Source organism: Anoxybacillus sp. P3H1B (assembly GCF_001560855.1).
Taxonomy (GTDB): domain Bacteria; phylum Bacillota; class Bacilli; order Bacillales; family Anoxybacillaceae; genus Anoxybacteroides; species Anoxybacteroides rupiense.
The window spans coordinates 26,290-38,883 of record NZ_LPUG01000019.1; the positions used below are offsets into that span (position 1 = coordinate 26,290).

The 12,594-nt window shown below is 43.5% G+C and carries 12 protein-coding genes and 1 riboswitch; of the genes, 10 read left to right on the plus strand and 2 right to left on the minus strand.

Going from position 1 to position 12,594, the window contains the following annotated elements:
- Nucleotides 1-7 precede the first annotated feature (7 nt).
- A complete protein-coding gene (yidC, locus tag AT864_RS12005; RefSeq protein WP_066149166.1) occupies nt 8-766 on the plus strand; it encodes a membrane protein insertase YidC in 759 nt (252 codons plus the stop codon).
- 42 nt (nt 767-808) lie between these two features.
- Here yidC and pepF read toward each other — a convergent pair whose 3' ends face one another.
- Complete coding sequence (pepF, locus tag AT864_RS12010) at nt 809-2,674, minus strand: oligoendopeptidase F (RefSeq protein ID WP_066149168.1); 1,866 nt, start codon at nt 2,672-2,674, stop codon at nt 809-811.
- Between the two features lie 243 nt (nt 2,675-2,917).
- Between pepF and AT864_RS12015 the strand changes: the two genes are divergently transcribed.
- Nucleotides 2,918-5,062, plus strand: a complete 2,145-nt coding sequence (locus AT864_RS12015) for a DNA topoisomerase III (protein ID WP_066149170.1) — start codon at nt 2,918-2,920, stop codon at nt 5,060-5,062.
- Nucleotides 5,063-5,207: 145 nt separating this feature from the next.
- Here AT864_RS12015 and AT864_RS12020 read toward each other — a convergent pair whose 3' ends face one another.
- Nucleotides 5,208-5,642: a GNAT family N-acetyltransferase gene (locus tag AT864_RS12020; protein ID WP_044743438.1), complete on the minus strand. Its 435-nt coding sequence runs from the start codon at nt 5,640-5,642 to the stop codon at nt 5,208-5,210.
- A 399-nt stretch (nt 5,643-6,041) separates the two neighbouring features.
- Between AT864_RS12020 and AT864_RS12025 the strand changes: the two genes are divergently transcribed.
- The 8 genes from AT864_RS12025 to AT864_RS12060 all read left to right on the plus strand — a co-directional run bounded on the left by AT864_RS12025 (nt 6,042) and on the right by AT864_RS12060 (nt 12,375).
- A complete protein-coding gene (locus tag AT864_RS12025; protein WP_066149172.1) occupies nt 6,042-6,332 on the plus strand; it encodes a phasin family protein in 291 nt (96 codons plus the stop codon).
- A gap of 37 nt (nt 6,333-6,369) precedes the next feature.
- Nucleotides 6,370-8,046 carry a 2-polyprenylphenol 6-hydroxylase gene (gene ubiB / locus AT864_RS12030; protein WP_066149174.1) on the plus strand — a complete coding sequence of 559 codons (1,677 nt, stop codon included), beginning with the start codon at nt 6,370-6,372 and terminating at the stop codon, nt 8,044-8,046.
- A 486-nt stretch (nt 8,047-8,532) separates the two neighbouring features.
- Nucleotides 8,533-9,012: a ribonuclease E activity regulator RraA gene (gene rraA, locus AT864_RS12035; protein WP_066149176.1), complete on the plus strand. Its 480-nt coding sequence runs from the start codon at nt 8,533-8,535 to the stop codon at nt 9,010-9,012.
- A 64-nt stretch (nt 9,013-9,076) separates the two neighbouring features.
- A riboswitch (cobalamin riboswitch) is annotated at nt 9,077-9,268 on the plus strand.
- A gap of 129 nt (nt 9,269-9,397) precedes the next feature.
- On the plus strand, nt 9,398-9,787 hold the full coding sequence (locus tag AT864_RS12040; RefSeq protein WP_066149333.1) for a ferredoxin: 390 nt from the start codon (nt 9,398-9,400) through the stop codon (nt 9,785-9,787).
- Nucleotides 9,784-10,524, plus strand: a complete 741-nt coding sequence (locus AT864_RS12045) for an energy-coupling factor ABC transporter permease (RefSeq protein ID WP_066149178.1) — start codon at nt 9,784-9,786, stop codon at nt 10,522-10,524. The genes AT864_RS12040 and AT864_RS12045 overlap by 4 nt, the downstream gene beginning before the upstream one ends.
- Before the next feature lie 3 nt (nt 10,525-10,527).
- Entirely contained in the window at nt 10,528-10,812 is a 285-nt protein-coding gene (locus AT864_RS12050; protein ID WP_066149180.1) for an energy-coupling factor ABC transporter substrate-binding protein, read from the plus strand.
- Complete coding sequence (gene cbiQ, locus AT864_RS12055) at nt 10,809-11,522, plus strand: cobalt ECF transporter T component CbiQ (protein WP_066149182.1); 714 nt, start codon at nt 10,809-10,811, stop codon at nt 11,520-11,522. Before AT864_RS12050 ends, cbiQ begins: the two co-directional genes overlap by 4 nt.
- A gap of 16 nt (nt 11,523-11,538) precedes the next feature.
- Nucleotides 11,539-12,375 (plus strand): energy-coupling factor ABC transporter ATP-binding protein, encoded by an 837-nt coding sequence (locus AT864_RS12060; RefSeq protein ID WP_066149184.1) that lies wholly within the window; start codon nt 11,539-11,541, stop codon nt 12,373-12,375.
- Nucleotides 12,376-12,594 lie beyond the last annotated feature (219 nt).

The following is a 12,594-nucleotide window of genomic DNA, read 5'->3' on the forward strand; positions in this document are numbered from 1 at the left end:
CTAAATGATGAAGAAAAAATGGCTGTTGATGTTATTCGTGATTGTCGGAGTGTTAAGTGGCTGCAATCGCAATGCTCCGATTAATGAGCATAGCCAAGGAATTTGGGATCATTATTTTGTTTATCCGATGTCCAAGCTGCTTTTGGTATTGGGAGATTTGTTTGGTGGAAACTATGGCCCGGCGATCATTGCTGTTACGTTGATGGTGCGGTTTTGTTTGCTTCCGCTCATGCTGAAGCAGTTCCGAACATCGTTAGCGATGCAAAAGCTTCGGCCGGAGATCCAAAAATTGCAGGAAAAGTATAAAAGCAAAGATATGCAAACACAACAAAAGCTTCAGCAGGAAATGATGCAGCTATATCAAAAGCACGGAGTGAATCCGATGAGTGGCTGCCTGCCAGCATTAATTCAAATGCCGATTTTTATGGCACTGTATTATGCGATTCGACGGACGCAGGAAATTACACTTCATTCATTTTTATGGGTACAGCTCGGGCATCGCGACCCATATTTGATTTTGCCGATTTTAGCTGCTCTCACGACATTCATCTCCATGAAATTGTCACCAACGATGTCGGAGCAGCAAATGTCACAAATGGCCATCATGTCCTATATTATGCCGATCATGATTTTTATAGGGGCGAACTCTGTTCCGTCCGCTTTATCATTGTATTGGGTAGTCGGCGGTTGTTTTTCGATTATTCAATCGTTGATTTTTCGCATGCAGCTGAAATCAGCAAGAATGTCAAACGAGCAGGCATCGTAATGAACAGACCGCTTCCATACGAATGGAAGCGGTCTGTTTTTGCTATATCTTGCCTTGTTTTCGCAAAATGTGTTCCATTTCATTGACGAGCGAATCGAAGTAAGCGAAAAGACTATTTAACGGTTGCGGAGAAGTCATATCCACTCCGGCTTTTTTTAATAAAGAAATTGGATCATCCGATGTTCCGGAGCTTAAAAATGTTAAGTAGCGCTTTGTCGCTTCTCCTGTTTGGTCTTTCTTCATTTGTTTGACGAGCTCAAACGATGCGGCAATCGATGTTGCATATTTATATACGTAAAAGGCGTCATAGAAATGAGGAATGCGCAACCATCCAAGACCGGCTTCAGGATCTGCCGCATAAGCAGGGCCGTGGTATTTTTTCAACAAACGAAGCCAAAGCGCATTCAAATCTTCAGCGGTTAGGCTGCCGCCCTGCCGCACCTGATCATGAATCGTTTTTTCAAATTCAGAATACATCACTTGTGTATATAAGGTACCGCGAATTTGATCAATTTGTTGATTGAGTAAATATAACTTTTCTTCATCGTTTTTTGCCTGTTTGATGAAATAATCCATCATCAGCCACTCGTTAGCTGTCGAAGCCACTTCTGCCGTAAAGATGGATTGCCCTGAATAGCGGTAAGGTTGTGTTTGGTTTGTATAGACAGAGTTCATAGCGTGGCCGATCTCATGAGCGATCGTCAATGTTTGGTCTAGTGAATGGTCATAATTTAACAAAATAAACGGATGGGTATCATAGGCTCCCGTGTTATATCCGCCTGTATATTTTTTAGGGCGGGGATAGACATCAAGCCAACGATGGTCAAAGGCATATTTCACTTGCTTTATATATTCTTTGCCGAGCGGTTTTAAGCCTTCGAGTATAAGCGCCTGTGCTTTGTCAATCGGAAACCTCATTTGGTTGGCCACTGTTTGTGAGACGAGCGGAACGTACATATCATAGCTATGAATTTGATCTGTTTTCAATATGTTTTTTCGCAGCTCCACATAGCGGTGCAGCGACGATAAATGCTGGTTGACTCCTGAGATCAGATTCGTGAACACTTGTTCCGATACATCATCGGCCGATAGAGCCGCATCAAGGCCTGATTTGTACCGGCGTGCTTTGGCATATAGCTCATCCGCCTTAACGGAAGCATATAATGTTGCTGCTGCGGTATTTTTGATGGACTCATAGCTTTTAAAAAATGTTTGGAACGCCTGCTGGCGATAGGCCCGGTCAGGGTGCTCAAGCGCTTTTAAATAATTGCCTTCTGTAAGCTGCACCGTTTGGCCATCCGCCGTTTTCATAACGGGAGGAGTATAATCGCCTCGTGAAGCGTTATTGTAAATATTTTCGGCATCGCTTGTGATTGGAGAGAGCTTAGCGAGCAGTTGTTCTTCCTTTTTTGACAACGTATGCTTTTTTTGTTCCAGCAGCTCTTGAAAATAGCGGCGGTATCCTTTTAGTTGTTTGCTTGTTTGAAAATCATTCAGCTTGCTTTTAGGAAGCGATAAAATTTCTGGTTCGATAAATGAAGTAGCGGCTTGATAACGAGAAAAAAGCACCTCTAGCTTCGCCTTTAAACTGGCTGCTGTTTTGTCTTCAATATTTAAATCTTGCTTCATATGTGCATAAAGAGAGAGTTTTTCAAGTGTGCGCGCTGTTTTTTCCTGCAGAGCGAACAGTTTGGCCACATTGCTTTCGTTATGAAGCTTTCCTTGATAGGATGATAATAACGGGATGTTTTTTGCTGCTTTTTCGTAATCTTTGTTGAAATTGTCTTCAGATGGATAAATATCGGCGAGATTCCAAGTATAACGTTGAGCGTTGCTTGCTGCTTGTGTATGATGGAGCGGAATGATAATCATCCACAGCGTGAGCATGATGAGAAGCATTCGCTTCATTTTTGCCACTCCCTTTCCTGTAGGTTCCATATAGTAGTATGTGCAAAAATAGCGAACTTACTCGATAGAGATGGATGGAACTTGGCATGTTTACCTTTGCATGCAGGAGTTTGGCCTGTTTTTCAACGGTCATGTTCGTGATGGGACTTTTTCGACTGGAGATTTTTAGGATATCCTTCGGTTTATCTTTAAAGTTGATTAATATAGAAAAATGTCGTTTATCGGTTAAAGGAGAAAGAAGCTATGAAAGTGATTATCGCGGAAAAACCAGATCAAGGAATCGCGTTGGCCTCGATTTTTCAGACCAAAAAACGCCAGGGCTATCTTGAAATTTTACCAAACGAGTTGTTTCCAAAGGGGGCTTATATGACATGGGCAGTCGGCCATTTGCTCCAGCTGGCTCCGCCTGAACGGTATCGGCCGGAGTGGAAGCAGTGGAAGCTGGAAACGCTGCCGATCATTCCCGAGCAATTTCGCTATGAAGTGGAGAAATCCAAGGCGAAGCAGTTTCAAATAGTGAAGGAGCTCTTGCGAAAACCGGAGGTTATGGAAATTATTCACGCGGGAGATGCCGGGAGGGAAGGAGAGCTGATCATCCGCAATATCATTCACATGAGCGGTGTGAAAAAGCCGATGAAACGTCTTTGGATTTCTTCGTTAACTCCAAAAGCGATTGATGAAGGGTTTCGCCGGCTGCTTGATGAAAAAGAAACATGGCCGCTATTTGAAGAGGCATATGCGCGCGCTTGTGCCGATTGGCTTGTCGGCATGAACGCGTCTCGCATTTACAGCATTTTACTTAAACAAAAAGGAATGAATGATGTTTTTTCAGCTGGAAGGGTGCAAACCCCAACTCTCGCTTTAATTGTCAAGCGTGAAAAAGAAATCGAAAGCTTTAAACCAGAGCCATTTTGGGAGGTTGTTGCTTCATTTGTTATGAACGGCAAACAGTATGAGGGCAAATGGATGCAACAGGAGGATTCTCGTTTAAAGGACCAAGAGCTGGCCAATAAAATTGCCGCATTTTGCCAAGATAAACAAGCGGAAGTCAAAGAAATCAAGATGGAACGGAAAAAGTTTCAGCCGCCGCTTTTATTTAACTTATCGTCGCTGCAAGCAACGGCTAACAAACTTTATCAATTCTCTCCGCAAAAAACGCTTGATATTTTACAAAAGCTGTATCAAAGAGGAATCGTTTCGTATCCCCGTTCTGATTCACAATATGTAACAAGAGGGGAAGCGGAAGCGTTTCCGGAAATTTTGCAAAAATTAAGCCAGTTTGCAGCGTATCAATCCTTCTTTCCGCTGCCAAACACAAGTATTTTACATAATAAACGTTATGTAAATGAAAAAAAGGTGACGGACCATTATGCGATCATTCCAACTGAGCAGGTGGTGAATCCTGAAACGTTATCGAAAGAGGAGCGGAATATTTATGATCTAGTTGTCCGGAGATTGCTTGCTGCCCATTATCCTGAAGTCATTTTTGATTATACGACAGTGACGACGCTTGTTGATGGGCGGGCGGCTTTCATATCAAAAGGAAAGCAGCAAATTCAGGAAGGATGGCGGAAAGTTTTCTTTCAGCATGACGAAGAGAATGTAGCCGCTCTTCCGCCGCTTGCGGAAGGAGAACAGGGGAAAGTGGAAAAAGTCGATGTTAAAGAAGGCAAAACGCAGCCGCCAAAGCGGTATACAGAAGGTCAATTGATTACGTTGATGAAAACGGCGGGGAAATTTTTAGAAAACGAAGAATTGGAAAAAGTGCTTGCTAAAACGGAAGGTCTCGGTACGGAAGCGACACGGGCTGGCATTATTACGATGTTGAAAAACCGAAAGTATATCGAAGTGAAAAAAAATCAAGTCTATGCTACTGACAAAGCAAAAATTTTAATTGAAGCGATTGGGGATAAGATTTTAGCCTCGCCGGAAATGACCGCAAAATGGGAGCAGCGTTTAAGCGAGATTGGCGAAGGAAAAGCCTCTGCTTCCCTATTTATGGAACAAGTAAAAAAGCTGTCGATAAAAATCATAGAAGATGCAACAGCGATGGCGAAGGATTGGAATTTCTCAGGATTCGATACCGCTTCTATTCAGCGTACAACATCGAAAGCAACGCTTGGCAAACCGATCGGCCAATGCAAGTATTGCGGCGGAACAGTCATTGATAAAGGAGAGTTTTATGGCTGCGCGCATTATGCGAAAACAAAATGCTCATTTACGATCTCAAAGGTGATTCTCGGTAAAAAGATTTCACAAACGAATGTAAAAAAGCTTCTGCAGCACGGAAAGACAGATTTAATCAAAGGATTTAAAAAAGGGGATAAAACATTTAATGCCCATTTAGTGTGGAATGAGCAGGAAAAAAGAATTACTTTTTTGTTTTAACATTATCCACCAAGAAGTCTCCCGTCTCTTTAACGGATTGTAGGTGGGGGAGGCTCATTGCAAAATATTAAAAAATGCTTGCTCCTTTTTCTACCCGGCATAGCTGAGCATGTGCCGGGTAGAAGGCAAACTTAAGCAGCAACCATTAGCAATGGCGAAAGATTTCCATAAACTGATCTGGCTCATGCAGCACTTCAAATCCGAACGGCTGGTAAAGACCATGCGCATCCTTTGTCACTAATAAAAAGCGGCGGATATTGAGAAGATCAGGGTGCTGCAGGACACATTCCACCAGCCACTTGCCAAGCTCTCTGCCGCGATAGGCTTCATCAATAAAAACATCGCATAAATAGGCGAATGTAGCTCCGTCAGTAACCACGCGTGCAAATCCAATCTGTGTCTGGCCGTGAAAAAGAGAAAAGCATAGCGAATGTTCAATCGATTTGATAATCGTTGTTCGTTCCCTTTGATTGGCCCAATAGGACTGAGCCAGAAACTCGCATACGCGGTCCATTTGAATGAGGGCACGATTAGTGGAAATCATCATATCATTTCGTTTATATTCAACGACTTGAAACAAAGCGTTTCCTCCTCCCTATTTCGACGAATTATAAGCGATTTTAAGAAAAAAGGCAATGCTGGGTACTGGGCAAAGGAAAAAAAGCAACGGCTTTGGGCAGTCTATTATATATCGCTTTTTGTTTCCTCCCTTTTATTGGTGTAAGAGCTTCATGCTTTCGCGTGACAAGGACGAACCGAGCCGACGACTCCTTCAATCAGATGATTTATTCGATGTTTATAGCCCGTTTGGCGGAACTTTTCTATTGCTAAAGGCATGACGAATTGAGAGCAACGGCCTTTTGCGGTGGAACAAAAGGCACTGATGTTTGACAGGAGCGAAATTCAAAGGTACATTGAAGCTAACAAACATGAAATGCAAAAGATGTAAAAAACACATAATGAAGGAGGAAGGATAAGAATGGATATGATTAGAAAGATGTTGGCATTTGGTCTTGGTTTGGCGGCTGTCAGCAAAGAGCAAGCAGAGAAGTTGGTGGATGAGCTAGTAAAAAGAGGAGAATTATCTTTAGAAGAGTCAAAAGATGTAATTGATCAATGGATTCGGCAAAAGGAAGAAGGGAAAGCGGAGTTTCAACGCGCTGTGCGTGAGCAGTTTAAACAAATGCTTGATAAACTTGATTTAGCTACAAAAGAGGATATTCGCCAATTAGAAGAACGAATTCAACGCTTGGAGCAGAAAAACGAGTAAATAAAAAGATTTTGGAGCTGCAAAAGGAGACAAACCAATGGCCGGAAAAAGGATGCGTCATGTAAGTCGTTATCGGGAGATCGCTGTCGCTTTGATTCGCCATGGCTTTGGGATCGTAGCGGAGGAAATCGGGTTTTCCCAGTTTCTTTCTCTTCCACAAAGATTATTTTTCGATGCGCAGGAAAAGAATGAAAAAACAATTGGAGAACGAATCAGGCTCGTTTTACAGGAGTTGGGTCCAACTTTCGTGAAGCTGGGGCAGATTGCGAGCACGCGTCCGGATTTAATTCCTGGCCCTATTATTCGGGAATTGGAAAAGCTGCAAGATCAAGTTTCTTCTTTTTCATTTGCCGAAGTCGCACGAACGGTTCATGAGGAATTAGGAAGTGATGTGGATCGATTGTTTCAACAGTTCGAGGCGGTTCCGATTGCGGCCGCTTCGATTGGACAAGTTCATCGAGCCATCTTGCATTCAGGAGAACAAGTCGCTGTTAAAATTCAGCGCCCGAATATCGTCCATATGATTGAAACGGATTTAGAAATTCTGCAAGATTTAGCGATTCTCGCTGAGCGCCGCCTTTCATGGGCCGCGCAATATCAAATCGGCGATATGGTTGAAGAATTCTCGCAATCTCTTCGGGCCGAGCTTGATTATACGATTGAAGCGAGGAATGCTGATAAAATTTTTCAGCAATTTAAACAAGATCCTAGCATTTATGTTCCAAAAGTATTTTGGGAGTATTCAAGCAAAAAAGTGCTAACGATGGAATATGTGGAAGGAATCAAACTTAACGAGTTGGAGCGGCTGAAGGAAAGCGGATATGACTTGAAACATTTGGCCGAACGTCTAACCAAGGCAATTTTGCAGCAAATTTTAAGAGAAGGGTTTTTCCATGGAGATCCTCATCCCGGCAATCTATTCGTATTGCCGGGGGAGGTGATCGCTTTTATTGATTTTGGGATGATCGGGCGTCTGACGCCAGATATGAAATATCACTTTTCTTCGTTAGTGATTGCTTTAATGCGTCATAATACAGATGGGATCATTAAATCGCTGTATCAAATGGGGCTTGTTCCTGAGCATGTCGATGTATCGCGATTGCATGAGGATATCGAACAATTAAGAGAGAAATACTACAATGTTCCGCTCAGCCAAATCAGTCTTGGCGAGGCGCTTCATGATTTGTTTCATGTTGCCTTTCAACACTCTATTCGCATTCCGAAAGATTTAACCCTTCTGGGAAAGACGTTGCTAACAGTGGAAGGCGTAGCAGAGCAGTTAGATCCGGAGCTGAACATTCTCAATATTGCTGAACCATTCGGCCGCCAGCTATTAAAGGAGCGCTTGCATCCTAAACATCTAACCGAAGAAGTGTGGAAGCGCGTGTTCAATTATGGAGAAATGTTGCTGGACTTCCCTAAGAACATGAAGGAGTTAACGGCATTTATTAAACAAGGAAAGCTGCATTTGAAAATGGATATTCCTGAATGGCCGCTTTTTTTAAAAAAATTAGATCAAATTAGTAATCGCTTATCGTTCAGTATTGTGCTGCTGTCCTTCAGCATTATTATGGCAGGGATTATTATTGGCTCTTCTTTAGGTAGGCAATCGACTTTGCTTTGGAAAATTCCAGCAATTGAGATTGGGTTTGGTATCGCCTCTTTGATGTTTTTATGGCTGTTATATTTAATTTATAAATCCGGACGGTTTTAGCTGTTGACCTAATCGCTGGTGGTGGATTACTTGTTTTATTTCTCGTGCTGTATAAAATGGAGAACCACGGTTAGAGGATAGGCCGCTGACTTGTCTCGGTCACGCCAAAGCGTGCTGTCGAAACCTGCTTATATAGGGACTGCCTGCAGAGGCTCGACTAGAATGTGTTACGATAATAATTTTATGTAAACAATCAGGTGTGCTGATGATCCAATAAAAACCATTGGCATTACTTGATTCCAAGCTTTTCTGCCGTAGTCGGCAAGCAAATGACTTGCCGACTGGGCATGCATATGGCAGAAAAGCTTGTGTCTAGCTCAATCATTCCATATTTTTAGTAAAATGATCATCCACACTTGCGGGAAACCATATTAGTTCTTCTTATTTCACCGTTCCTCTGTTTTTTTTTGACGGATTTTGCAGGATTTTTTTTCAAAATGTCAAAAGGATTTAATAGACAAAGAAAAATGAGGGAAGGGAAATTAAATGAAGACAGCAGATTTATGTGATCAATTTTTGTCGGAGCTGCAAGTGTGCCAATTACCGTTGCATTCTTATGGCGGAAAAACAGAGTTTTCCGGACCGATTGCCACTGTTGAGGTATTCGAGGACAATGTGCTCGTTCGCGAAGCGCTAGAAACCATTCCGGCAGGCACGGTGTTAGTTGTTGATGGAAAAGGTTCGCGAAATTGTGCATTGCTCGGAGATCGTCTGGCACAAATCGCTTGTGAACGAGGACTTGTAGGCGTGATTGTCCATGGTTGCATTCGCGATTCAGCTGAAATTGCGCAAATGCCGCTTGGCGTAATCGCTCTTGGGACATGCCCTGTCAAAAGCAAAAAAGAAGGGAAAGGGGCGCGTGATCGCGTTCTTGAATTCGGGGGCGTACATTGGGAGCCGGGCGCGCATGTGTATGTTGATAGCGATGGAGTTGTTGTCGCTAAAACAAAACTGTTCGAAAAATAAAAATGGTTGACTTTTTTCGAAAATTCATCATATCATTGTGGAGGAACAACTGAATCATTGAATCGTTTGCTAAAGCAAGTAAGGTGCCTTTCTCTATTGGGACAGGCTTAAAAGGGAAGTACGGTGAAAAGCCGTCACGGTACCCGCCACTGTGATGAGGAGCTTCATTGCATCATGTCACTGAAGGAAACTTCGGGAAGGCGCAATGAAGCGATGATTCTAAGTCAGGAGACCTGCCTTATTTGCTCGGCCGGATACCTACGGGATTATAGGTAGACGTGCGGGGGAATGGTATACATATGCATTTGTGATTGGCCGTATGCATTTTTCTGCACCTCTATCGATAGAGGTGCTTTTTTATTTCATCAAAAAGGAGAGGATCGGTGTGACAACGTGGAATTTAACTGGAGTAAAGCATCACATATTGATCTGTAACGGCGGCAGCTGCATGCGAAAAGGCGGAGAGGAGGTGACAATCGCCATTCGTGATGAAATTGCGCGGCTGGAATTGGACAGCACTGTACACACAACGAGAACGCGCTGCAATGGCCGCTGTAATGATGCGTGCGTCGTAATCGTGTATCCGCAAGGAGTTTGGTACAAGGGGGTGACGCCGGATAAAGGAAGAGAGCTTGTCCAAACACATTTAAAAGATGGGGATCCTTTAAAAGATATTGTCACCTATCAGTATGGAGAAGATGGATTATCGATGTGCCATCCAACAGCTGCGGTTGGCATTACTAAAAAAGCTAGCATCAAGGAGGAGAGGGTATGAAGCAATGGAAGTTTCTGCTGCTGCTATGTGGCCTTGTTGTTTATTTTACTGTCAATAGCGGCACACCAGCCTATGCTATGCATATTATGGAAGGATTTTTGCCGATGAAATGGGCGCTATTTTGGTGGATTGTTTTTCTGCCGTTTTTCATCGCAGGAGTGCGAGCGCTGATGAAGATCACAAAGCGCCATCCTGAATTAAAATTGTTGATTGCGCTTTCAGGAGCTTTTACCTTTGTACTTTCGGCGTTAAAAATCCCATCGGTGACAGGCAGCAGCTCCCATCCGACTGGAGTCGGGCTCGGGGCCGTCTTATTTGGTCCGCTAACGATGACGGTGATGGGGAGCATCGTTCTTTTATTCCAAGCGTTACTACTGGCGCATGGGGGATTGACGACATTAGGAGCGAACGCGGTGTCCATGGCGGTATGCGGTCCGCTAGTAGCATACGGGGTGTATCGTTTAGGAAAAAGGTATAACATTTCGCAGCGATTTGTCATTTTTTTAGCCGCTTTTCTTTCTGACTTGGCCACATATGTAGTTACATCATGGCAATTGGCGCTTGCTTTTCCCGACACAACAGGAGGAGTAGCAGCTTCATTTCTTAAATTTGCCGGAATTTTTGCGATTACGCAAATACCGCTCGCGATCACCGAAGGGCTGCTGACTGTTGTTGTGTGGAACTTTTTATCTACTTACAGCAGTCGAGAGCTGAATCAACTTCAGAAAGGAGCCTAGCAGATGAAGCGAAATCTATTGCTTATTGTTCTTGCTTTTGTATTAGCTGTCGCTCCCTTGCTATTGGTTCGCAATTCGGATTTTGGCGGTACAGATGATCAAGCGGAAAAAGCGATTCAAACGATCGTCCCGGATTATAAGCCTTGGTTTGAGACGATCTTTTCACCGCCGGGTGGGGAAGTGGAAACATTGTTATTTTCTTTGCAAGCCGCGCTTGGCGCCGGGGTGATTGGCTATATTATCGGCGTTTATAAAGGTCGAGCCGGTCGAAGAGATGAAGCGGAATGATTCGGCATTTTGACATGATTGCCTATCATAATCGTCTGCGCCGTCTGCGGCCTGAACAAAAGACTTTATTCTCTTTTCTCTTGCTTTTGAACACTATGGTAGGAAGCAGAGGAACGCATCTTTTTATTATTTTCTGGCTAGCCATATGGACGATTGGGTATGCAGGTGTTTCTTGGAAAGTATATGTAAAAACGTTGGGAATGGTCATCCTTTTCCTTTTAATTAGCTGGCCGATTTTGCTTATTTCCCTTGATTCATGGCACATATCCGTGAATCGAGGAAATATTCCGACAGCAATCGATGTATCGCTGCGCTCCATTGCAGCATGGTCGTGCTTATTTTTCCTTTTAGTAACAACGCCGTTTCCAGAGTTGCTCTATGTATTAAAAAAACTGAAAATACCATCCGTTATGATTGAATTACTATTTTTTATGTATCGATTTGTCTTTGTGTTTGAGCAGGCGGCGGAGGAATTGTATACGGCGATGAAAGCACGCAACGGCGGCAGTCATTGGCGGCATGGCGCCATGCTTATTTTTCAGCTTTGGCAAAAAGTATGGGGCGCTTACCATGCTTTATTGCTCGCATTACGGGCGCGCGGGTTTTCCGATGAGCTTGTCTATATTCAAAACGAAACGCGTGGTGTATGGAGCAAGCGCTATATTGTAGAGGCGATTGCCGGAATGGGGGTACTCATATGGATGAGATGATCGAGAGGAAAAAAAGATGTTGAGATTAGAAGAGGTGTATTACCAATATCCTCATGGCCAAGAAGTGCTGAAGGGAGTGTCTCTTCAGATTTTCAGAGGGAAAAAATATGCGCTTATTGGCCATAATGGCTGTGGGAAAACGACGTTATTTTTGCATATGAACGGGCTGTTGCGCCCCAATCGCGGATGCATCTATTGGAAAGAGCAAAAAATGGATGACCGGCGCCAAACGATTCAACAATGGCGCCGAGAGGTAGGCATTGTTTTTCAAAATCCAGAACATCAGCTTTTGGCTCCTGTTGTGAGAGATGAATTAGCCTTTGGCTTGCATCAGCTGGGGCTACATGAAGCAGAAATCAATCAGGAAATCGCCAGAACGGTTCGTGAATTTGGCCTGCAATCATGGATGGACAAGCCTGTCCACCATTTAAGTCTCGGCCAAAAAAAATGGCTGACTCTTGCTTCGGTGATGGCCATGAGGCCGCATTTGCTAGTGTTAGATGAACCGACAGCCTATTTGGATCTCTTACAAACAGAGCGATTGGTAGAAAAAATCAATGATATTCATCAAGCAGGAACAACGGTATTCATTGCGACTCACGATTTTGACTTTGTTTTGAAATGGGCTGACATCGTCTTTGTGATGCATGATGGGCAAATTGTGATGCACGGGGAACCGCAAGAGCTGTTTGCACGGCCGAGCGTACTGCAAGAATACCGTCTCGGCATTCCGCTGCTTGCTTCCGTTTGGAACGCCCTTTTTCCCGAAGACGCAAAAATCCCTCGCGATATTTGCGAGCTGAAGCAACGATTAGGCGAAAAAGCAGAATGGTACGCGAACGCGCTTTTTTAAGATTCTTAAATGCTTTAAATCAGACTAAATCATAAACGGTTAGCCAGTTTGCTAGGTTCCCAGCCTTCTAGAGTGATAGAGGCATCATTTTATAGTTTTGATGGCTGAATTCTTGAGCCGCAAGCCGCTTTCAAACATTGATGAACTTTGGAAGCGTTGCTATCTGACCTTTTGCTGACATAATCTCGGCTGTCGTCTTGTTAAACCTTCATGGCTAAA